Source organism: Streptomyces natalensis ATCC 27448 (assembly GCF_000935125.1).
Lineage (GTDB): Bacteria > Actinomycetota > Actinomycetes > Streptomycetales > Streptomycetaceae > Streptomyces > Streptomyces natalensis.
Genome location: NZ_JRKI01000061.1, coordinates 576,913 through 599,256 on the forward strand (window position 1 = coordinate 576,913; position 22,344 = coordinate 599,256).

The 22,344-nt window shown below is 71.0% G+C and carries 19 protein-coding genes; 8 read left to right on the forward strand and 11 right to left on the reverse strand.

What is annotated here, in order from left to right; translation table 11 throughout:
* Nucleotides 1-6 precede the first annotated feature (6 nt).
* Nucleotides 7-945 (forward strand): transglutaminase-like domain-containing protein, encoded by a 939-nt coding sequence (locus SNA_RS33285; protein WP_044368080.1) that lies wholly within the window; start codon nt 7-9, stop codon nt 943-945.
* Between the two features lie 507 nt (nt 946-1,452).
* Here SNA_RS33285 and SNA_RS33290 read toward each other — a convergent pair.
* Together SNA_RS33290 and SNA_RS33295 are read right to left on the reverse strand one after the other, a co-directional pair.
* On the reverse strand, nt 1,453-2,529 hold the full coding sequence (locus SNA_RS33290) for a PP2C family protein-serine/threonine phosphatase (RefSeq protein WP_044368082.1): 1,077 nt from the start codon (nt 2,527-2,529) through the stop codon (nt 1,453-1,455).
* Nucleotides 2,530-2,609: 80 nt separating this feature from the next.
* Nucleotides 2,610-3,245 carry a response regulator transcription factor gene (locus SNA_RS33295; protein ID WP_030065909.1) on the reverse strand — a complete coding sequence of 212 codons (636 nt, stop codon included), beginning with the start codon at nt 3,243-3,245 and terminating at the stop codon, nt 2,610-2,612.
* Nucleotides 3,246-3,430: 185 nt separating this feature from the next.
* On the opposite strand from SNA_RS33295, the gene SNA_RS33300 reads away from it, so the two are divergent.
* Nucleotides 3,431-3,781 (forward strand): hypothetical protein, encoded by a 351-nt coding sequence (locus SNA_RS33300; protein ID WP_030065908.1) that lies wholly within the window; start codon nt 3,431-3,433, stop codon nt 3,779-3,781.
* Nucleotides 3,782-3,860: 79 nt separating this feature from the next.
* Here the strand turns inward: SNA_RS33300 and SNA_RS33305 are convergent, their stop codons facing one another.
* From SNA_RS33305 to SNA_RS33340, 8 genes are all read right to left on the reverse strand, one after another.
* Nucleotides 3,861-4,253 (reverse strand): hypothetical protein, encoded by a 393-nt coding sequence (locus SNA_RS33305; RefSeq protein ID WP_037789654.1) that lies wholly within the window; start codon nt 4,251-4,253, stop codon nt 3,861-3,863.
* Nucleotides 4,254-4,369: 116 nt separating this feature from the next.
* Nucleotides 4,370-5,617 (reverse strand): sensor histidine kinase, encoded by a 1,248-nt coding sequence (locus tag SNA_RS33310; protein WP_241779932.1) that lies wholly within the window; start codon nt 5,615-5,617, stop codon nt 4,370-4,372.
* Nucleotides 5,618-5,621: 4 nt separating this feature from the next.
* Complete coding sequence (locus SNA_RS33315; protein WP_030065905.1) at nt 5,622-6,359, reverse strand: ABC transporter permease; 738 nt, start codon at nt 6,357-6,359, stop codon at nt 5,622-5,624.
* Nucleotides 6,356-7,354: an ABC transporter ATP-binding protein gene (locus SNA_RS33320; RefSeq protein ID WP_030065904.1), complete on the reverse strand. Its 999-nt coding sequence runs from the start codon at nt 7,352-7,354 to the stop codon at nt 6,356-6,358. Before SNA_RS33320 ends, SNA_RS33315 begins: the two co-directional genes overlap by 4 nt.
* Nucleotides 7,355-7,538: 184 nt before the next feature.
* A complete protein-coding gene (locus SNA_RS33325; protein ID WP_044368084.1) occupies nt 7,539-9,752 on the reverse strand; it encodes a hypothetical protein in 2,214 nt (737 codons plus the stop codon).
* A 242-nt stretch (nt 9,753-9,994) separates the two neighbouring features.
* Entirely contained in the window at nt 9,995-10,582 is a 588-nt protein-coding gene (locus SNA_RS33330; RefSeq protein WP_241779933.1) for a DUF6113 family protein, read from the reverse strand.
* Entirely contained in the window at nt 10,579-11,634 is a 1,056-nt protein-coding gene (gene mshB / locus SNA_RS33335; RefSeq protein WP_078970367.1) for an N-acetyl-1-D-myo-inositol-2-amino-2-deoxy-alpha-D-glucopyranoside deacetylase, read from the reverse strand. The genes SNA_RS33330 and mshB overlap by 4 nt, the downstream gene beginning before the upstream one ends.
* 144 nt (nt 11,635-11,778) lie before the next feature.
* Nucleotides 11,779-11,973 carry a hypothetical protein gene (locus SNA_RS33340; RefSeq protein ID WP_030065897.1) on the reverse strand — a complete coding sequence of 65 codons (195 nt, stop codon included), beginning with the start codon at nt 11,971-11,973 and terminating at the stop codon, nt 11,779-11,781.
* A gap of 232 nt (nt 11,974-12,205) precedes the next feature.
* Here SNA_RS33340 and SNA_RS33345 point away from each other — a divergent pair, with 232 nt between their 5' ends.
* Entirely contained in the window at nt 12,206-14,404 is a 2,199-nt protein-coding gene (locus tag SNA_RS33345; protein ID WP_044368085.1) for a prolyl oligopeptidase family serine peptidase, read from the forward strand.
* 51 nt (nt 14,405-14,455) lie between these two features.
* Here SNA_RS33345 and SNA_RS33350 read toward each other — a convergent pair whose 3' ends face one another.
* Complete coding sequence (locus SNA_RS33350) at nt 14,456-15,553, reverse strand: hypothetical protein (RefSeq protein ID WP_078970368.1); 1,098 nt, start codon at nt 15,551-15,553, stop codon at nt 14,456-14,458.
* A 498-nt stretch (nt 15,554-16,051) separates the two neighbouring features.
* Between SNA_RS33350 and SNA_RS33355 the strand changes: the two genes are divergently transcribed.
* From SNA_RS33355 to SNA_RS33375, 5 genes are all read left to right on the forward strand, one after another.
* Entirely contained in the window at nt 16,052-17,080 is a 1,029-nt protein-coding gene (locus SNA_RS33355; RefSeq protein WP_030065894.1) for an ABC transporter permease, read from the forward strand.
* Nucleotides 17,081-17,168: 88 nt separating this feature from the next.
* On the forward strand, nt 17,169-18,974 hold the full coding sequence (locus SNA_RS33360) for an ABC transporter substrate-binding protein (RefSeq protein ID WP_078970369.1): 1,806 nt from the start codon (nt 17,169-17,171) through the stop codon (nt 18,972-18,974).
* A 120-nt stretch (nt 18,975-19,094) separates the two neighbouring features.
* On the forward strand, nt 19,095-20,072 hold the full coding sequence (locus SNA_RS33365) for an ABC transporter permease (RefSeq protein ID WP_030065892.1): 978 nt from the start codon (nt 19,095-19,097) through the stop codon (nt 20,070-20,072).
* Between the two features lie 11 nt (nt 20,073-20,083).
* Nucleotides 20,084-21,145, forward strand: a complete 1,062-nt coding sequence (locus SNA_RS33370) for an ABC transporter ATP-binding protein (protein WP_044368086.1) — start codon at nt 20,084-20,086, stop codon at nt 21,143-21,145.
* 12 nt (nt 21,146-21,157) lie between these two features.
* Nucleotides 21,158-22,321 carry an ABC transporter ATP-binding protein gene (locus SNA_RS33375; RefSeq protein ID WP_030065890.1) on the forward strand — a complete coding sequence of 388 codons (1,164 nt, stop codon included), beginning with the start codon at nt 21,158-21,160 and terminating at the stop codon, nt 22,319-22,321.
* Nucleotides 22,322-22,344: the final 23 nt, after the last annotated feature.

Genomic DNA, 22,344 nt, shown 5'->3' on the forward strand with positions numbered 1-22,344 from the left:
CCTGCTATGGCCAAGGATTTCGGGGCGGAGGCGGACGGCGGCCGCGCCGCGCGGCGGCGGCAGTTCGCCGAGGCCGCCCGCGAGGAGAAACCCGATCTCGCCCTGCTGTGCCTGCTGATCGGCGCGGAGGCCGATCCGGAGCTGGACGAGAAGGGTATGGACGAGGCCCAGATCGAACTGGACCGGCTGGCCGGGCTGCTGCCGTACGCGCCCACCCTCCCCCAGCTACCGCCGGGAGGTGCCCCCAGCCCGACCACCGCCCCTCAAGGAGGCGCTACGGGCCACCCCTATCGAGGCGACCCCGGCGCCTGGGCCCGTAATCTCGCCGAGCTGCTCGGCACCCGGTGCGGCTTCGGCGGCTCCCCCGCCGACTACCAGCGGCTGGAGTCGTCGCTGCTGCACCAGGTGCTGCGGCGGCGCCGGGGCCTGCCGATCCTGCTGTCGGTGGTGTGGCTGGAGGTCGCGCGGCGCGCCGGGGCGCCGGTGTACGGGGTGGCGCTGCCGGGCCATTTCGTCGTGGGCCTCGGCGATCCCGTCGGCGCGCATGTGCTGGTGGACCCGTTCGCGGGCGGGCGGCTGCTGGACGGGACGGACACGGCGCTGCTGGTACGGGGCACCACCGGCGGGGAGCTGACCGCGCCGATGCTCACGCCCGCCGACCCGCGGGAGATCGTGCTGCGCATCCTCAACAACATCCGCGCCTGGGCGCAGGCACGCCCCGAACACAGCGCCGTCCAGCTGTGGGCCCTGGACCTGTCCCTGCTCCTCCCCAGCCATCCGGCCCGGCTGCGCCATGAACGCGCCCAACTGCTCGTCCGGCGCGGCGAGTTCCTGAAGGGCGCCGACGAGCTGGAGGAATACGCCCGGGTCCTCGAAACCGTCGACCCCACCGCCGCCACCGCCCTCCGCCGCGAGGCGGCGGCGGCGCGGGCCATGTTGAATTGACGGTCCGCTGCGCTTCGGGTTTCTCCCCACGTTGTCGGCCGTCCCGCCGTAGGGGTTTGCCGCCGTTGCGCCTGCGGCCCGTTCGCTGCGCTTTGCCTGAGCCGACGTTCTGGCTTTCCCGCCGTAACGCCTGCGGCGGGCGGTTGCCGCTGCGCGGGGCTGTCCGGCAGCGGTACCGGCCCTACACGGCTCCGCCGCTACGGACCGGCACCTCCCCGTTGAGGGTGGGGAAAGACGGTGGGGGCGTGCGTACTCGGTCAGGCGCGCGTCAGGGGAACGGGACACTCGACGCGCGCCCCCACCGGCCCCCATTCCCCCCACCGTCGGGAGGGGCCGCACCGGAGGACGAAGTCCGCAGGGGCGGCACCGCGGCCGCCACCCCCCCCCCGCCCGCCGCAGGCGCAACGGCGAGACAGCCGAAACCGTCGGCCCAGGCAAAGCGCAGCGGACGGGCAACGGCGACAAACCCCTACGGCGGGACAGCCGACAACGTGGGGAGAAACCCGACTACGTGGGGCCGACGATCAGGACGGTGGCATCGTCCTTGAGGTCTCCCCGGGTGAAGGCTTCGAGGTCGGCGCGGAGGGTGCGGGCGAGGTCGGCGGGAGGCAGGTCGGTCCAGGCGGACAGGCGGTCGCGCAGGGGGTAGAAGGTGCCGTCCTTACCGCGGGCCTCGGTGACGCCGTCCGTGCACAGGACGACCCAGTCGTCGGGTTCGGGGCGTACGTGTGCGCTGCGGCGCCGTTCGCCGGTGAGGGTGCCCAGGCCGAGCGGGAGGCCACCCTCACCGTCGTGGCGTTCGTGGACGACGCCCCGGCGCACCAGGTAGTACGGGATATGGCCGCAGGACAGGACCCGGCCCTCGTCGGTGCCGCGTACCTCCATCAGCAGCGCGGTCACGAAGCGCTCGTCGGTGCCCTGCGCGGCCGAGCGGGTGTTGTAGCGGGCCAGCGCCTGCTCCATGCGTTCGGCGATGGACTCCAGGGACTCCTGGTAGTGGGCGGCCTCCCGGAAGGAGGCCAGGACGTCCAGGCCCGCGCCGATGGCGGGCATGCCCTTGCCCTGGACGTCGCCGATCATCAGCCGCAGCCCGTGCGGGGTTTCGACGGCCTCGAAGATGTCGCCGCCGACCCGGGCGCCCTCCTGGGCCGAGACATAGAAGCCGTACGCCTCGACCGGCCCGGCGCGCAGCGGCAGCTCACGCAGGACGGCCCGCTGCACGGTGTCGGCGACCAGGCTCGTACGGGCGTGCAGTGCCTCGCGTTGCAGCCGCGTACGGCACAGCACCAGGGCGAAGACGGCCACCAGGGCCGCGCCGAAGACGCCGACGACGCGGCTGGCGGGGGCCCAGTCGGGCACGGTGAGGATGTCGACGAACGTCAGGCAGCCGAGGTAGACGGCGGCCACGACCAGCGTCCAGCGGTACGAGCAGCGCAGCGCGGCCACCAGGGGGGCGATGCCCATGAAGGAGGAGATGTGCAGCTCGGGGCCGGTCGTGGCGTCCAGCACCACGACGGTCACGACGAGCAGGATCAGCACCGCGGCGGCGCGGGCGCCGCTGTCCGGCGGGCGGGTGGCAGGCATAACAGTTCAAGCCTGCAAGACGTGCGGCAGCGGCGCACAGGGACGAAGGTCCCCGGGCGGCCGGACCTTGGGGACAGGCCCTACAACCAGCCCTTGTCGCGGGCCGTGCGGACCGCCTCGGCGCGGTTGCGGACGCCGGTCTTCTGGATGGCGAGGGAGAGGTAGTTGCGGACGGTGCCCTGGGAGAGGTGCAGGGCGGCGGCGATCTCGGCGTTGGTGGCGCCGTCGGCGAGGCGCAGTACGTCGCGTTCGCGCTCGGTCAGGGGGCTGGCGCCATCGGCGAGCGCGGTGGCGGCCAGGGCCGGGTCGATGACCCGTTCGCCGCGCAGGACGCGGCGGATGGCGTCGGCGAGCCGGGCCGCGGGGGCGTCCTTGACCAGGAAGGCGTCGGCGCCGGCCTCCATGGCGCGGCGCAGATAGCCGGGGCGGCCGAAGGTGGTGAGGATGACGAGCTTGAGGCCGGGGAACTCCGCGCGCAGGGCGGCCGCGGCGTCCAGTCCGTTGCCGCCGGGCATCTCGATGTCCAGGAGGGCGACGTCGACCGGATGGGCGCGGGCCGCCGGGAGGACCTCGTCGCCGCGGGCCGCCTGGGCGACGACCTCCAGATCGGGTTCGAGGGACAGCAGCGCGGCGAGGGCCTCGCGGACCATCGACTGGTCCTCGGCGAGGAGGAGTCGTACACAGGGCGCGGGCCGCTCGCCGTCCGGATCGGTCATGCGCCCAGGGTAGCCAGCGTGGTGCGGAGGCCGGATGTTGACGTCCGAGAGAGCCGTCATGGTGAATCCGGCGGGCGGAGCGGGTGAATACCGCAACGGACCGGGGTTCAGGCTTGGCGGCCGGGGGCTTGCCCGGTAGCAAGACTGCGGCGTACCAACCGCGCGAGGGGCAGGACCACACAGTGATGAATTCGGCACGTGCCAAATCCTTGATCGCAGGTGCTTGCGGCGTGCTTTTGGCCATGGGTGGGGTGTCGCCTGCCTTGGCGTCGGACGGATACGACGTATGGGGCGGGTCGGGGAACGGCGACACCTGGGTCGAGATGGACTCGATTCTCGTATGCAAGCACCGGGCCAAAATCTGCGTCAACGGGCCGTTGAACAGCGGAAATCTCAAGAACTCGCAGAACGTCTACCTTTCCGGCACCATCAGCAACAGCGGAAGTCCGACCGCCATCAACGGAGCTTCCGAGTCCGACAACACCGGAAAAGGCAACGAGAACGACAGCGAGAACAACACGCAGAAGGCCCGCTGAGGAAATCCGCAGTACCGCGGTGAGGCGGCAAAAAGAGATCGCCCGGCGGTTTCGCCGGGCGATCTCCCTGCTTCATGTGTCAGTGCGGCAGGCCCCCGAGGAGCCGCTGAATATTGTTTGAGCTGCCCGCCGAGTTCCCCGAAGCGGAATTTTCGCTGTTGGTGGAACCGTTCGTGCTCTTGAGATTGCCGCTGTTATTCGGGTTTCCATGATTGATGAAGTTCCCGCTGTGTACGCTGTTGCCGCTGTGCACCGGACCGTTGACACAGGGGTGCGGCGACTTGACCTGCGGTGATTTGTAATTGAAATCGGCCAGCCGGTTGTTGCAGGTGACGTTGGAAATCATGCCGGTCACGTCAGCGAGATCGGCACCCACCGTGGCCCCGAGCAAGGAGGGTTCCGTCTGGGCCTCGGCGGAACCGGCGCCGAGCAGCATCACGCCGCACGCCCCGATGACGCTTCCCGCCTGCACAAGTCTTCTCACGGCGCTCCTAGCCTCTGTCCTCACGGGTGTCAGACATATCGTGCTGCCGTTGTCCGCACGCCACGCCGCCGAACCGCAGGAACTCAAACCCTTGTCGGCAATGTTCAGCCGGGTGGCCTAACGCTTTCGGAGGGTGCCGCGGGGATGTCGCCGCCGGAGGGCACAGAGCCGCCGAGCGGGACATAGGCCCGCAGGGCGAAGCCCCGGCCGCGCGGCGCGGGGCCGGTCTCCAGGCGGCCGTCGGCCAGGACCAGGCGCTCACGCAGGCCGGACAGGCCGTTGCCGTCGTGGAAGGCGCGGGGCGGGCCGGTGCCGTCGTCGAGCACGGTCAGGCACAGATAGCGGCGTTCGTCGGACTCCCACTCCTCGGTGAGCAGCAGCTCGCAGCGGTGGGCGCCGCTGTGCCGTACGACATTGGTGGCCGCCTCGCGCAAGGCCCAGGCCAGCGCGCCCTCCTCGTCGGAGGCGAGTCCGGGCCGCTCGCTCTCCAGGGCCGGATCGACGGTGACCTCGATGCCGGCCGTGCGCAGCGCGGCGCGCACACCGGCCAGTTCGACGGCGAGCCGGGGGCGGCGGTATCCGGTGACCGCCTCGCGGACGTCGACCAGCGCCTGGCGGCTGACCCGTTCGATGTCGGCGACCTGACGGGCGGCGTCCTCGGGCTTGTCGGGGAGCATCCGGCCGGCCAGCTCGCTTTTGAGGGTGATCAGGGAGAGCGAGTGGCCGAGGAGGTCGTGCAAGTCGCGTGCCAAGCGCAGCCGTTCGTCGTTGGCGGCGAGGCGGGCGACCTCCTCACGGGCGAAGCGCAGCTCCTTGGTCGTGCGGATCAGATACTGCACCCCGACCATCATGAAACCGCTGCCCAGCGCGGGCAGGCCGTAGGCGAAGAGGTAGTAGGTGCGGATCTCGGGGTAGCGCGCCCCGACGGCGATCGCCAGGAGGGTGATCAGCGGGATGAGCCAGCGCGACAGCTTCCAGGGCAGGACCACGCCGGCGGCGACGCTGGTGAAGATGAACAGCACCAGCCAGGAGAAGTCCAGCGTCCAGGAGAGCGCGATGGACAGCACCAGCATCACGGCGAGCGCCGCGTAGCCCACCGGGCCGGTCAGGGCGCGCCACATGTGCCGGAAGACCAGGACGAAGTAGGAGACGACGAAGAGTACGAGCCCGATGAATCCCCAGATCCGCTCGGCGATGGTGGTGTGGGGCTGCATCAGCTGGCCGACGGGAGCGGCCAGATACAGCAGCCAGACGCCCACCCACACCGTCTTGCTGAGGGCCTGGCGGCGGGTTCTGGCCGCCTGCCCGATCATCACCGGGTTGCGGTCCTCGGGCGCGCACGTCGTCTCCACCGGTCTATGCCTTCCGGGTGTCCTTGCGGTACAGCCATGCCGCACCGGCGGTGAAGAGCAGCAAATACCCGGCCAGGACGGCCATGTCCTTCACATGGGGGGCGTTGCCGGCCTCGACGGCGGTGCCGAGTGCGGTGTAGGCGTGGGTCGGCAGCCATTCTGCGATGTTCTGCACCCACTGGGGCAGGATCGTCAGGGGCATCCACAGGCCGCCGAGGAAGGCCAGCGCGAAGTAGATCAGCATGGCGATCGGGCGGACCGCGTCGCCGGTGGCCAGATAGCCGATGGCGACGCCCAGGGCGGCGAAGACGAAGCTGCCGAGCCAGGTGCCGCCGGCGATGGCGAGCCACTGCCAGGCTTCGAGCCGTACGCCCTTGACCGTGGCGGCGACGATCATGACCAGCACGATCGAGGGCAGGCTGACCGTGGCGGCGGCACCCATCTTGGCCGCGACATAGCCGCGGGCGGGCAGGGCGGTCAGCCGCAGCTGGCGCACCCAGCCGCTTTCGCGCTCCTTGGCGATGCGCTCGCTGTTGCCCAGCAGGACGGCCGTCATGGCACCGAATGCTGCCATGGAGACCATGAAGTACAGCCCCATGTCCAGCTGCATGCCCCGTATCGGCTTGCTGTCCGCGCCGCCCGCGATGATCAGATACAGCGCCGGCGGATAGATCACCGAGAAGAACATGAACTTCTTGTTGCGCAGGGCGCGGATGATCTCGAGCTTGATCAGGGTGGTCATCGGGCCGCCTCCTCGGCGGTGGCGGACGTCGCGTCGGATGCGGTGGTCAGGGCGATGAAGGCCTGTTCCAGGCCGAGGCCGGAGACCTCCAGGTTGCGGGGGTAGGCCCCCAGGCCGTAGAGGGCGTGCACGGTGGCGTCGGCGTCCTGGGACTGGATGCGCACGGTGCGGCGGCCGCTGTCGGCGGCGGAGCCGTTGTCGGACACCGACAGGGAGGTCAGGAACGGCAGGGCGGACAGCGCGTCGCGGTCGACCGGTGCGTCGAGGTCGAAGCTGATCCGGCGGGCGCCGGCCCTGGCCTTGATCTCGGCGGCGGTGCCGTCGGCGAGGACCCGGCCGCGGTGCAGCACGATCACCCGGTCCGCTATGGCGTCGGCCTCTTCGAGGTAGTGCGTGGCGAACAGGACGGTGCGGCCCTGGAGGGCCTGCTCCCGCATCGCACCCCAGAAGGTCTGCCGGGCCGAGACGTCCATACCGGTGGTCGGTTCGTCCAGCACGATCAGGTCGTTGGCGCCGGCCGTGGCCAGGGCGAAGCGCACCCGCTGCTCCTGTCCGCCGGAGAGCTTGCCGACCATGCGCTCGGCGATGTCGGTGATGCCGGCGGTCTCCAGGATCTGGTCGAGGGGGTAGGCGCGCGGATGCAGATCGCGGGCGAGCCCGACCAGCTCCTTGACCTTGACGCCCTCCATCAGGCCGCCGCTTTGCAGCATGGCGCCGACCCTGCCGTCTTCTATGGCGCACTGCGGGGTCGTCCCGAACAGCGAGAGGCTGCCGGAGTCGGGGGTGCGCAGTCCGAGGAGGAGGTCGAGGGTGGAGGACTTGCCCGCGCCGTTGGGCCCGAGGAGGGCCACGGTCTCGCCCGGATGCAGTTCCAGGTCCAGATCGGCCACCGCGCGCACCGCGCCGTAGCTCTTGCTGACCCCCCGGAAGCTGACCACGGGCGCCGGGCCGGCGGACTGCGCGGCGGTGGCGGTGGTGGTTGCTGTCGTCGTCATGGCATTCAGCTTCCGGCATCCGCGGGGTCGCCCGGCAGTGTCGTGTGTACGGACCTTGGCATGACATCTGTCATGGGTGAGGCCCCCTGGGGGAATTCCCTGAGGAATCACCCGAGAGGGCCTCCACCTGCGGTTCTGCTCCGTGCGACGGCCGGAAGCGGTCACCGGCCGGTCACGGACTCCGTCACGGTGCGTCCACGCCGATCGTCTGGACCCGCTCCGCGGGCGTCCGGCCCTGCAACGCCTTGCTCACCGCGCTCGCCACCATGTTCGGGGTGACCGGCTTCTTGGCGCCGCTGCCCGTGGTGACCGTCTGGCCGTTGAAGGTGTCGCCGTAGAGCTTTTCGAGGACCGGCAGGTTGTAGCGCATCGTCAGCTGGCCGTCGGCGGTCGGTGTGAAGGACAGGAACTTGGGGATGGACTTCTGCGGGCTGAAGGAGACCCCGTGCCCCGCGTCCGTCCGCACCGTGACCAGGCCCGCCATCGCGGGCTCGGCGAACAGCTTCATCGCCTTGTCCACCGCCGCCTTGCCGACCTTGGGCTGCTGGGTGGTGGCCGCCAGCACGACGGCGGAGTCGCTGCCGGTGGAGGCGCGGTCGCGGTAGGCGTCGGCGAGTTTGGTCTGGGACGCCCCGGTGTCGATCGACTTGTACGGCACGCCGTAGTGCGGCACCGCCTTGCCGTTGACGAAGGAGATCCCGCCGTCCTTGGCGGCGGCCGCCGGACCGGCGAGGTTCTGGAGGGCCACACCCAGCTTCTCGTTGTCGACGACCACCGCGGGCTTGGCGACGCGGGTGCCGCCGAAGAGCGAGCCGATGACGGAGACGGGGTTGTAGTCGCGGCCCGCGGCGTTGCGGACGGTGGCCTGAAGGTCGATGGAGAGGCCGGCCTTGGCGGGCTGGAGGGTGACGGACTTGCCGCCGACGGTGAGCTTGAGCGGCGCGGTGAGGCGGTCGCCCAGGCCCTTCTCCAGCTTCTTGACGGCCTCGTCCTTGCTCGTACCGCCGATGTCGATGCCGAGCGCGGTGGTGCCGTTGGGCACATCGGCGTGGTCGAGCAGCAGACCGGCGCCGTAGGCGACACCGGCCAGGGCCACGAGGCCGACACCCGCCAGCACGATCTTGTTGCGGCCCTTCTTGGGCGGCTTGATCGGCTCCGGGATCGCCCGCCGCGACGGCGGGGCGGCGGAGTCGTCCGCGTCGGCCGGGCCGGCCGGCCCGGCCGGCCCGGAGGCGAACGGCGAGGGGGACGACGGGCCGTCGGACGTCGTCGGGATGCCGCTGACCAGGGTGTCGCCGGAGACCCGGCCGCCGGGGGCGGAGCCGCGGGCGGTGTCGTCCGCACCGGGGACGCCGCCGGGACGGCCGCCCTTCTTCCGGGTGCCGGGCCCCGCGGGCGCGCCACCGGGGGCACCGGGACCCGCCGCGGCGCTGCCGGGCAGGCCGCCCGAGATGCCTCCGGTGACGCCCATGCCGCGGCCCGGACCGGCCAGCGGGGGCGCCGGCGGCTGCGGGGTGAGCTCGGCGGTGTCGTCGGGCCGGCCGGGCACACCCGGCGCCTCCGGCTCGCTGAAGCCGGGCGGGAGGTTCAGCGCGCTGTCGCCGCGCGCCGGGCCGGTCGTCGGGCCACTGGGGCCCGCGGGGTCGCCCAGCGGGGAGTCGAAGGGGCTGCGCGGGCGGGCGGGCGCGGCGGGTGCGTCGAACGGCGAGCCGCCACGCGCACCGCCGCCGTCGAACGGGGTGCTCTCGAAGGGCGAGCCGCCCGTGGGCGCCCCGGTGTCGAACGGCGTGCTCGTCCGCCCCGCCCCGGTGTCGTACGGCGAACCGCCGCCGGGCCCGCCCTGGCCGTCGGAGAAGTACGGCAGGTCAGGACGGTGCGGAGGCTTGGCGCCGGACGTACCGCGCGGCGGCGTCGCACCCGAGGGGGCGGGCGGGACCTGGTGCGAGCCGGTGGACGAGGACCCGCCACCGGGGCCGGCGCCCGCCTTGCGCGGGGCGAACCAGTCGCTGGTCTTGTCGCCGGGGCCACCGGTGGTCGGCGCGTCCGCGGCCGCCTCGGGCCGCGGGGTGTTCGCGGTGCGCTCGCCGCTGCGCTCGGCGCCACGTGCGGGAACGGACGTGCCCGGGGACCCGGCGGAGCCGCCGGGCCCGGCCGGTCCAGTCATGCCGGACTCCTCGCCGACGGGCTTGCGCACGACGACCGGCGGGATGGGGCGGGACCCCGGAATGTTGATCTTGATCCGCGTCGTCAGCGTGGTCTCGGTCTTCGGCTCCTCCGGCCGGGCCGCGGCCTCGTCGGCGTTTCCCCCGGGCGAGCCGTACGGCTGCGTGCCCGAGGGGTACGCGGCTGCGCCACGGCCCTGGGGGCCGGAGGACGAACTGTCAGATTCACGACTCAAAGCAGGTTCTCCCGGTTGGCTCCGCCGCTCGTCAGAGATGATCCCCGGCCACAGGCCAGGTGGGGGAGCTCCCGGCGTGAGCCGGGGGTGTGCCCCCAGGGCGGCGCGGCGGCGCGCACCACCATACTGGCCGCCGCCGACGGACACCCGAAGAGCGTACGAACACCGCCGCCATGGGCGAACCCCCTGGACACAACCCGTTTAGCGGGCTCGCCGCCGGTTTGGTCCTGCTATGGACCATGTCATCCGCCAACTCGGCCGTGCGGTACACCAACAGCACGCCGCTGGGCAACGGTGGCGCAGATCACAGCGACCGCCAGGCCGCCGGCCAGGAAGAGATACGAGCTGGTCCCGGCGCCGAACAGGAAGTCTCCCTCCGGCCGGACCTGACTGAGCAGGATGAACACGGCCACCAGCCAGCCCGCGCCCGGGATCAGCGCACCGGCCAGGGTGCCGGTCGCGGTGGCGCCGCCGTGGAAGAGGCCGGCCGCGGCGGCCAGCGCCAGCAGCAATCCGCCCGGGAACCACGCCGCTTGGACGAGCGTCCCGGCCACGGCGACCAGGACCCCCGTGACCAGCAGCAGCACGTACAGGCCGATCCGGCCCGGCGTCACCGGGGCCGACGGCCCGGCGGCGGGGCGGGGCGGCGCGGGGGGCACGGGGCGTGCGGCGGAGGCGCCGCCGCCCGCCCGCGACCGCTGCGGTGCGCCGGATCCGTTGCCCTTGCCGCCCGCGGCACCGCCCTTGCCCGCAGCCTTTCCCACGCCTTTGCCGTCAGCCTTGCCGGGCCCCTTGCCAGAGCCCTTTCCGGGTCCGTTTCCGGTGCTCATTCCGTCGCCTCCTCCATCCGGTCCGCCACCCGGTCCTCCGTCCGGTCCTCCGTCCGGTCCGCCACCCCGACGCCGCTCCCCGAGCCTGCCGCGATCCCGGCGAACAGGTCGTCCTCCCGCTCGCCCTCCAAGGCGCCCGCCTCGCCGTGCACCAGCCGATAGTGCTCGCTGCCGAACAGCGGCTGGCCCAGATCATTGGAGAGCGCGAAGAACGGGCCGTCGACCGCAATCTGGGTGTAATGGGCGCGCATCGCCGCCGCCTTGGCCGCCGCGTACACCGGGCCGCCGCCGATCGATGCCGTGACCTCGGCGTCCGGCACCACGCCCGGGACGTCGTCCACGGAGGCGATCCCGGGGAAGGAGACCCCGGCGGCCGTCAGCCTGGCGAAGCCCTTCTCGACGTCCGAGCGGGCGTTGCAGTTCCAGTAGATCTTCTCGATCGCGTACGCGGGGCCCAGATCCGGGCGGAAATCCGCCCGCCCGGCGAGCTCCGCGCCGCGCATCGCGACACGGTGCGCCTGGATGTGATCGGGGTGTCCGTATCCGCCGTTCGGGTCATATGTCACCAGGACCTGGGGACGGACCTCACGGATGACGGCCACCAGATGGGCGGCGGCCTCGTCGAGATCGGCCTGCCAGAACGCCTGCGGCCGGTCGTTCTGGGGCGCGCCCATCATTCCGGAGTCGCGGTAGCGGCCCGTGCCGCCGAGGAAGCGGTGGTCGGTGACGCCCAGCGCGGCCATGGCGGCGGCCAGCTCGCCGACGCGGTGCGCACCGAGGGCGTCCTCGCGGTCGGGTGCCAGATGGGCGAGCTCGGCCGGGATGACCTCGCCTTCTTCGCCGAGTGTGCAGGTCACCAGGGTGACCTGGGCGCCCTCGGCGGCGTACTTGGCCATGGTCACGCCGTTGTTGATCGACTCGTCGTCGGGGTGCGCATGGACCAGCAGGAGACGGCGGGAGGGGATGTCACTGCGGTGGGCGGCATCTCCGCCGGGGGCGGTGGTGGGCTGGGGGTACCTCCCAGCGGTAGCTGGGGGAGGGTGGGCGGTCATACGGACAGCCTACGAGCCGCCCTCCGGGCCCTCAGCAGGCGATCCCGGCCGCCGTCCCTGCACCCGATCGGGGGACGGGCGTCCGGGGCGGCGCCCTGTGACGGCCGCCCCGGACGCCCGGACCCGATCAGATGGTGCGGTGGCTCAGAACTTGATGTTGCCGAGCATGCTGGCCACGTTCGTCGTCACCTGCTTGACCGTCGGGGCGATGGACGAGCTGGCCAGATAGAAGCCCAGCAGCATGCAGACAAACGCATGCGCGGCCTTCAGCCCGGACTTCTTGACAAGCAAGAAGACGATGATCGCCAGCAGCACCACCGCCGAAATCGAGAGTGCCACGGCGGCTCACCTCCAAGTACGCACGGACCGGACAGAGTTGGTGGTGCACGGGACGCCTCGGCGACCCGCACACCGGGGTATGCCATGGGCTCTTTACCCCGTACCCATGACGCGCAAGGGATCATAACTTTCCGTCCGAGCGCATAAGTCGGTGCACGGATGCAGAGGAGGGGCGCACGCGATCTTCACGAGTGCGACCACCTGTGGCCCGCGCCCCTTTAGGCTCGGGCCCATGACGACCGGACAGCCTTCCTTCCCCCGGCAGTACGCCCGTACACAGCGCTTCACCCTGGGCGCCCCGCGTGGCTACGCCCTCTCGCCGGACGGCGCCCGCGTCGTCTTCCTCCGCTCCGCGTCGGGCACCGACCGCGCCCAGCGGCTGTGGGTCCTCGACCTGGACGAGGGACGGGAGTTCACCGCCGCCGACCCCTTGACGCTGCTGGCCGGGGCGGACGAGGAACTCTCCCCCGAGGAGCAGGCCCGCCGCGAGCGTACCCGGGAAGGTTCGGCGGGCGTGGTCGGCTACGCGGTGGACGAGGCCGTGGAGTTGGCGGCGTTCACCCTCTCCGGACGGCTGTTCGTCTCGGAGCTGCGGGCCGGCACCACACGCGAACTCCCGGTCCAGGGGCCCGTGGTGGACCCGCGGCCGTCACCGGACGGGCGGCAGGTGGCGTTCGTGGCACAGGGCGGACTGCGGGTGGTCGCGGTGGACGGCGCGGCCACCTCCGACGGCGCGGGCGCGCCCGGTGACGGCACGGGCAACGGCCCTACCGCCGACCGGATCCTCGCCGCGCCGGACGGTCCGCAGGTCACCTGGGGCCTGGCGGAGTTCATCGCCGCGGAGGAGATGGGCCGCCACCGGGGCTTCTGGTGGTCGCCCGACAGCGACCGGCTGCTGGCCGCCCGGGTCGACGAGTCCCCGGTGCGGCGCTGGTGGATCGCCGACCCCGCCCACCCCGACCGCGAGCCGGCAGCGGTCGCCTACCCCGCGGCCGGCACCGCCAACGCCGTGGTGACGCTGGCCCTGTTGGGGCTGGACGGCTCCCGTACGGAGGTCACCTGGGACCATGTCCGCTACCCCTATCTGGCGCGCGTGCACTGGTCCGCGGGCGGTCCGCCGCTGCTGCTGGTGCAATCCCGCGACCAGCGCGAACAGCGCTATCTGACCGTCGACACGGAGACCGGCGCGACCCGTACGGTGCACGACGACGAGGACGAGGTGTGGGTCGAGCCGTTCCCCGGGGCGCCCGCCTGGACTCCGGACGGACGGCTCGTACGGATCGCGGACGAGGGCGGCGCCCGCAAACTGTTCGTCGGCGACCGGCCGTTGACGGGTGCGCCGCTGCATGTGCGCGCCGTACTGGACGTCGGGGAGGACGATGTCCTGTTCTCCGCGAGCGGTACGGACATGAAGGACATCGGGGTCTACCGCGCCTGGTTCCGCGGCAGCGGTGACCAGGGCGGCTGGGAGCGGGTGGGCGCGCGGCCGCATCCGACGGTGTCCTCGGCCGTGCGCAGCGGGGAGCTGGTGGTGCTCTCCCAGGCGTCGGCCGAGTGGCCCGGGGCCCGGGTGGAGGTCCTGCGGCTGGATGCGGACGGCGGGGAGAAGACGCTGGCCACGCTCGCCTCGTACGCCGAGGAGCCGCAGCTGACCGCCCGTCCGCGCTTCGTGCTCGCCGGGGAGCGGGAGATTCCGTGCGCGGTGCTGCTGCCCACCGGCTATACGGAGGCCGACGGCCCGCTGCCGGTGCTGCTCGATCCGTACGGCGGCCCGCACGGGCAGCGGGTGGTCGCCGCGCACCACGCGCATCTGACGTCGCAGTGGTTCGCGGACCAGGGGTTCGCGGTGCTGGTGGCGGACGGCCGGGGCACCCCGGGCCGGTCCCCCGGCTGGGAGAAGGCGATCTCGCGGGAGCTGGCCGCGGTCGCCTTGGAGGACCAGGTCGACGCCCTCCGGGCACTGGCCGGATCCTTTCCCTTCGACCTGGAGCGGGTCGCGATCCGCGGCTGGTCGTTCGGCGGCTATCTGGCCGCCCTCGCCGCGCTGCGCCGTCCCGATGTCTTCCATGCGGCGGTGGTGGGCGCGCCGGTGACCGATCTGCGGCTGTACGACACCCACTACCAGGAGCGGTACCTCGGGCACCCGGACCAGGAGCCGGCCGTCTACGCCGAGAACTCGCTGGTCACGGACGAGGGTCTGTCGGGGGCGGTGGAGCCGCACCGGCCGCTGATGATCGTGCACGGGCTGGCGGACGACAATGTGGTGGTGGCGCATGCGCTGCGGCTGTCGGCGGCGCTGCTCGCGGCGGGCCGGCCGCACGAGGGGCTGCCGCTGAGCGGGGTGACCCATATGACGCCCCAGGAGCAGGTGGCCGAAAACCTGCTGCTGCTCCAGGTGGACTTCCTCAAGCGGTCCTTGGGGATGACCTGAGCGCTCCGTGGGCGAGGGGAGCGTGAACCGCCCGGTTACCGGCCCGCCCCGTTACCAGCCCGGCGGGAGCCTGGACGGCGGGGGCGGGGCATGCGGCGGCCGCTCCGCCTCCGGGGAGGCGTCGTAGGCCAGCGCCCCGCCCGCCTCCGGGCGGCTGTCCGGCACTCCGGGCCGGGCCGCCACCACCGCCGCTGCGGCCCCGGCGAGGGCCACCACCACCGCGGTGCCCAGCTCCAGTTGGGCCTGGCCGGGCAGCAGCGGGAACTGGCCCAGCTGCCCGGTCCCGGCGGCGAAGACCAGCACCCCGGCCCCCTGGACGGCCAGCAGCGCCCCGGCCGCCAGGGCCGCGGGCCGGGCCCAGGACGCCCGCCGCAGCGCGGCGACGGCGGCCCCCAGGGACAGCAGCGCGCACGCCGTCATCTGCCAGTGCACCGGGGGCTGGAGCAGCGCCCGGAAGGCGGAGGCGTCGCCGAGCAGTCCCTTGCGGTAGACGTCCCAGCCCAGCCGCAGCACCCAGTGGACCTCCCAGGCGGCGAGCGCCGGCCCGGCGGTTCCCAGGAGGGCGGCGAGCGCACCGGCCTGCCCCTTGTACGGGCGGCCGGGGGCGTCGTCGGGCTCGTCGTCCGGCAGCCGGTGGACCACTCCGTACGCGCGCCGGGTCACCCCGCGCAGATCCTCATCGGCGCTGTCGTCGGGACGGCGGCCCGCGGCGACCACGACGGCCAGGACCACGGCGAGGGCGAGCTGGGCGCCGGCGGTCAGCCGGGCCCGTCCGGTCAGCCCGCTCTGCAGCCCCTGCAACCAGCCCGCGCCCAGCACCCACAGCAGCGGGAGCCGCAGCAGCGCCGTGGCGGACGCCAGGGCGAGCAGCGCGCCGGTGGCGATGGAGGAGGCGGCGCGCAGCGCGGCGGCCGCGGCGGCGAGCGCACCGAGCACCAGCAGCGGATCGAGGGCGCTGGTGGCCCAGGCGGTGAACTCGCCGGGCCGGCGCACCTCGCCCAGCCAGGTCCACCACAGGTCGGCGGGGTGCTGGGCGATGTTCAGGTCCCGGATGATCCAGCCGATATCGGTCAGCGCCATCAGCACACACAGCAGGGCCGCGGTGCCCCGCGCGCCCGCGCTGAGACCGGTGTTCCGTCTGGTGGACACGGCCGCCCCCGTCCGCGTCGATGCGCTGTGTCGTCCGTGGCGCCGCCGGTGTGCGCACGCCTGGTGCAGGTCTACTGCACCCGCGGGGCGGGGACAACACACCGGGACCGCACATACGCCGGAGCGGTGCTGGGCATACCGGTGAAAACGGTGACCGGCCGGGGGCTCCTCTCGGCGCCCCCGGCCGGTCTACGGCACCCGCACGGCCGTACGTTGTTCAGCATTCCGCGTTCGTATATCGGAGTTGCTGCGGCAATATTGCCTTCTTGTTAAAGCGGTTGGGCGCGATATATCCCCCATGCCGTACATGACCGGGGCCTGTCAAGCACGCCTATGCGTCGATCTGCGTAATCTTCGCTCAAGATGCAGACGACCTGCACAACTGCACACCGCACACCCTTGACTCGGCAGTAAACAACTTGCGAAAGTCGCGCCATCCAACGGCGCGACTCGCGCCGCTTCATGTTCCAAGAGAACTCGGCGCGGGGGCACTTCGCGATGACTAGTCCATCCCAGACCGCGGTGACCAAGACCGACACCCCAGGTCTGGGTCCCGACAGTGCGACCTCGAAAAAGGGCAAAAACGGCGCGCTCGCGGGGCGCTCACCGGGCCAGCTGATGTGGGCGCGCTTCAAACGTGACCGCACGGGCGTGATCAGCGCCTTCATCGTGCTGTCCTTCTTCGCCCTCGGCGCGTTCGCGCCGCTGATCTCCAAGTTCTACGGCAAGGACCCCTGGACCCGGTACGGACAGACCACCCCGGGCCTGCTGGTCAACCAGTACCCGGCAGGTCCCAACGGCGGTATCTCCTCGGACTTCTGGTTCGGACTGGAGCCGGGCCTGGGCCGCGATGTGTTCATGCAGCTGCTCTACGGCATCCGCAACACGCTGGGGCTGGCGGTGGCCGTCACGATCGTCTCGGTGCTCACCGCGATCGTGCTGGGCGTGGCGGCCGGCTACTTCGGCGGCCGCACGGACTACTTCATCGGCCGGCTCATCGACCTGCTGATGGCCTTCCCCAACCAGCTGTTCTATGTCGCGTTCGTCCCGGTCGTCACCGCCATCTTCGTCGCCCCGGAAGACGAGATTCCGTTCTGGATGCGCTGCACGATCCTGATCCTGGTGCTGTGGTTCCTGGGCTGGATGAGCCTGGCCCGGCTGCTGCGCGGCCAGGTGCTGTCGCTGCGCGAGCGGGAGTTCATCGAGGCGGCCAAGATCAGCGGCGCCTCTCCCTGGCGGATCATCCGGCGCGAGCTGGTGCCCAATGTGATGACGCCGATCCTGGTCCAGACGACCTACATGCTGCCGAACTTCGTGACCTCGATCGCGGGTCTGTCGTTCCTCGGCGTCGGTCTCGTCGAGCCCACCCCGGACTGGGGCCGGATGTTCGCCAACGCGGCCGACTACTACCACAACGACATCACATATCTGTTCTTCCCCGGCGTCGCGATGGTCCTCTTCATCGTCGCGTTCAACCTGCTCGGGGACTCGGTCCGGGACGCCTTCGACCCGAAGAGGGCTCGGTGAATCCGTTCCACAGGGGGTGCTGCCACCCCGGTGCCGCATCAGTCAGGCAGCAGCAACGGATCAACGACAGGCAGGTGCATTCACAACCATGAGCAATGTCCGTATGCGCAGAGCCCAGGCCGCGATCGTGGCCCTCACCGCCGGAGCGCTGGCCCTGACCGCGTGCAGCAGCGGCGCCAAGCAGGGCGCGGCCGACGACCAGTCGCGCAAGGATGCCGAGAAGATGCGCGGGCAGATCGCCTTCGCCGACGCGGCCGCCTCCAAGGGCCCGGCCGCGCCGATACCCGGTGCCACCCCGGGCGGCACGATCAAGGTCTACCAGCGCGACACCTACGCCCACCTGGACCCGGCCCAGCTCTACGTCTCCGACCAGGGCAGCCTCTCGACCCTGCTGTTCCGCAGGCTGACGGCGTTCAACCTGGACAACAAGGGCAAGTACAACGTCGTCGGCGACCTGGCCACGGACAGCGGCCAGAAGTCCGACGGCGGCAAGACCTGGACGTACAAGCTCAAGGACGGCGTCAAGTTCGAGGACGGCAAGCCGATCACCTCGACGGACCTGCGGCACACCTTCGAGCGGCAGTTCGCGGACTTCATCACCAGCGGCCCGACCTACGTCCAGCGCTGGCTGGCCGACTCCAACTCGACCGCCGGCTACCGCAAGCTCCTGCCGGGCGGCCCCTACGGCGGCAAGCACCTGCCCAAGAGCGTCCTGGACACGCCGGACGACAAAACCATCGTCTTCCACTTCAAGAAGCCGGTCGGTGACCTGCCCTACGCCCTGGCGCTGGCGGGCTACGGCGTCGTCGAGAAGGCCAAGGACACCAAGGAGAAGTACGACAAGGCCCCGGTCGCCTCGGGCCCGTACAAGATCCAGCCCGGGTCGTTCAAGAACGGCAAGGGCATCACGCTGGTCAAGAACACCCAGTGGGACCCGAACACGGACATCTCGCGTCACCAGTACGCGGACAAGTTCGACATCCAGTTCAGCGTGTCCTACATCGACTCCACCCAGCGTCTGATGGCCGACAACACGGACAACCAGACGGCGATCAGCTTCAACAACCAGGTGGACGCGGCCAGCCTCCAGCGGGTCGCCAACGACCCGAAGATCAAGGCGCGCTCGACCTCGGGCTACCAGCCCTACGTCGGCGTGATGAACTTCAACATGCGCCGCCTGAAGGACAAGCGGATCCGCGAGGCCATCGCCTACGCGATGCCGATCCAGTCCGTCCTCGACGCGTACGGCACCCCGGGCGGCGGTGAGCTGGCGGGCAGCTACATCAGCCCGACGCTGACCGGCTACAAGAACATCGACCCCTACGGCAAGCTCAAGAACCCGCTGGGCGATGTCGCCAAGGCCAAGGCGATCCTGAAGAAGGCCGGCAAGCTCGGCATGAAGCTGACCTACGCCCACAACACGGCGGTCGAGCCCCTGAAGTACTCCGTCGCGGTGGCCGACAACCTCAAGAAGGCCGGCTTCGACGTCCAGAACAAGGAACTGCCCTCGGACACCTACTACGACATCATCGGCAAGACGGACAACCAGTTCGATGTCTACCCCTCGGCGTGGGGCGCGGACTGGCCGAGTGCGCTGACGGTGCTTCCCCCGGTCTACGACGGCCGGCAGATCCAGGACGGCGGCACCAACTACGCGCTGTACAACAGCCCGGAGACCAACAAGGAGATCGACCGGATCTCCCAGGAGACCGACCCGAAGAAGGCGGCGGCCGACTGGTTCACCCTGGGCGAGAAGATCCTCAAGGATGACCTCCCGCAGATCCCGACCTTCTACTACAAGCAGGTCCAGCTGCACGGCTCCAAGATCGGCGGCGCGGTCAACAACAACATCCTCAGCGCCATCGACCCGACCAAGCTGTACGTGAAGAAGTAGTCGTCCGGCCGCGCACCCCGAGCGGCCCCCGGCACGGTGTGCCCGTCGCATCCGACGGGCACACCGTGCCCCGCCCCCACCCTCCACACTTCCGCTGCCCCACGAGAGCTGCGATCTGCCATGCTTCGATTCCTCGTCCGCCGGTCTCTCGGCGCGATCGTGATCTTGCTGCTCATCAGCGCCTTCACGTTCTTCCTTTTCTTCGCCGCCCCAAGGGACCCCGCGCTGCTGGCCTGCGGACGGAACTGCGGCCCCGACGCACTCGCGATCATCCACAAGAACATGGGGCTCGACCAGCCGGTCCCGGTGCAGTACTGGCACTTCATGGCCGGCATCTTCACCGGCCGCGACTTCGCCCAGGGCCCGTGCCCCGCCCCCTGCTTCGGCTACTCCTTCGCCACCGGTGACGCGGTGTGGAACACCATCGTCGACCGCTTCCCGATCACGCTGTCGCTGACCATCGGCGCCGCCGCGGTCTTCCTCTTCGTGGGCCTGGCCACCGGCATGCTCGCCGCCTGGAAGCAGGGCACCCTGCTCGACAAGCTCTTCAGCTCGGCCTCGCTGGTGCTCAGCTCGATGCAGATCTATTTCATCGGCCCGATCGTGCTGACGCTGCTCGTCTACAACACCAATCTGCTGGGGCAGCCCAAATACGTACCCATCACCGAGGATCCGGTGGGCTGGTTCATGGGCCTGCTGATCCCCTGGTGTGTGCTGTCGATCATCTTCACCGCCCAGTACACCCGTATGGCGCGCTCCGCGATGATCGAGCAGCTCCAGGAGGAACACGTGCGCACGGCCCGCGCCAAGGGCATGTCGGCCGCCACGGTCTTCTTCCGCTACGCCTGGCGGGGCTCGCTGATCCCCATCGTCACCATCTTCGGCATCGACCTGGGCACCCTCTTCGGCGGCGCCATGATCACCGAGGTGACGTTCGCGCTGCCGGGTCTGGGCACCCTGTCGATCGAGTCGGTGCTCAGGACCGATCTGCCCACGGTCATGGGCGTGATGCTCTTCGCGGCCACGTTCATCATCCTGTTCAACATCATCGTGGACGCGGCGTACGCCCTCATCGACCCGCGCGTGCGCCTCGCCTAGGAGAGCCTGACGTGACCACACTGACCAAGACCGAGGACGCACCGGTCCCGGCCGGACCGGACCCCTTCCTCTCCGTCCGTGACCTGCATGTGCGGTTCTCCACCGAGGACGGCATCGTCAAGGCCGTCGACGGCCTCTCCTTCGACCTCGAACGCGGCAAGACGCTCGGCATCGTCGGCGAGTCCGGCTCCGGCAAGTCCGTCACCAACCTCGCCGTCCTGGGCCTGCACAACCCCAAGTCGGCCGAGATCACCGGCGAGATCACGCTGGACGGCCAGGAGCTGACCGGGGCCCGGGAGAAGACCCTGGAAAAGCTCCGCGGCAACAAGATGGCCATGATCTTCCAGGACGCGCTCGCCGCGCTCTCGCCGTACTACACGGTGGGCCGGCAGATCGCGGAGCCGTTCATCAAGCACACCGGCGCCTCCAAGCGCGAGGGCCGGCAGCGGGCGATCGAGATGCTGACCAAGGTCGGCATTCCGCAGCCGAATCTGCGGGTGGACGACTATCCGCACCAGTTCTCCGGCGGTATGCGCCAGCGCGCGATGATCGCCATGGCGCTGGTGTGCAACCCCGCGCTGCTGATCGCGGACGAGCCGACCACCGCGCTGGACGTCACCGTCCAGGCGCAGATCCTCGACCTGCTCAAGGACCTCCAGCAGGAGTTCGGCTCCGCGATCATCCTGATCACCCACGACCTGGGCGTGGTCGCCGACACCGCGGACGATCTGCTGGTGATGTACGCGGGCCGGGCGGTCGAGCGCGGCTCGGTCAAGGAGATCCTCACCCAGCCCCAGCACCCCTACACCTGGGGCCTGCTCAGCTCGATGCCGCGACTGTCCTCGGACGTCAACGAGGCCCTCAACCCGATCCCCGGCGCCCCGCCGAGCCTGCTCGACCCGCCCACCGGCTGCGCCTTCCACCCGCGCTGTGGCTTCGTCGACCAGGTCGGCGGCGCGAGCTGCACCAGCGAGCGGCCGCCGCTGGCGCTCGGCCGCGCCGCCGCGTGTCATCTGAACGCCGAGCAGAAGCAGACCTTCTTCACCGAGCAGATCAAGCCCCGGCTGGGCTAGGGAGCCATCACCATGACCGACAACGTCACCCTCCCCACGCCCCGCGACACCGCGCCCGCCCTGGGCGAGCCGCTGCTCACCGCCGAGGGGCTGACCAAGCACTTCCCCATCTACGGCGGCTTCCCGTTCAAGCGGAAGGTCGGCGCGGTGCAGGCCGTCGACGGCCTCGATCTGACCGTGCACGCCGGCGAAAGCTTCGGCCTGGTCGGCGAGTCGGGCTGCGGCAAGTCGACGACCGGGCGGCTGCTGACCCGGCTGATGGAGCCGACCGCCGGCAAGATCACCTACGCCGGGCAGGACATCACCCACGCGGGCCGCAAGCAGCTGGCCCCGGTCCGCTCCGAGATCCAGATGATCTTCCAGGACCCGTACGCCTCGCTGAACCCGCGGCAGACGGTGGGCACCATCATCGGCGGCCCGATGGAGATCAACGGGATCAACCCGCCCGGCGGCCGGGAGAAGCGGATCCGTGAGCTCCTGGCGACCGTGGGCCTCAACCCCGAGCACTACAACCGCTTCCCGCACGAATTCTCCGGCGGCCAGCGCCAGCGCATCGGCGTCGCGCGCGCCCTGGCCCTGGAACCGAAGCTGATCGTCGCCGACGAACCGGTCTCGGCGCTGGACGTCTCCATCCAGGCGCAGGTCGTCAACCTGCTCCAGAAGCTCCAGCGCGAACTGGGCATCGCGTTCCTGTTCATCGCCCACGACCTGGCGATCGTGCGCCACTTCAGCGAGCGGGTCGCGGTGATGTACCTCGGCAAGATCGTGGAGGTGGGCACCCGCGACGAGATCTATCTGCGGCCGCGGCACCCGTACACCCACGCCCTGCTCTCCGCCGTGCCCGAGGCCAAGCTGGTCGAGGACGACGAGGAGCGCCGCGAGCGCATCCGCCTCGCCGGTGACGTCCCCTCCCCCGTCAACCCGCCCTCGGGCTGCCGCTTCCGCACGCGGTGCTGGAAGGCGCAGGACAAATGCGCATCCGAGGAGCCGCCGCTGGTGCAGCTCTCGGGCAACGCGGGCGGGCATCTGACGGCATGCCACTTCCCGGAGGAGCCGACGACCGCGGCGCGCGACGAGGACATCGTCCTGGACCCGGCGCTGGCGGCCATCGAGGAGACGGCCGCGGAGCGCGCCCCGGAAGGCGACGGCGACGGCGCGTCCGGCAAGACGCTCTGACGTCCCGCACTCCGACACCGCGT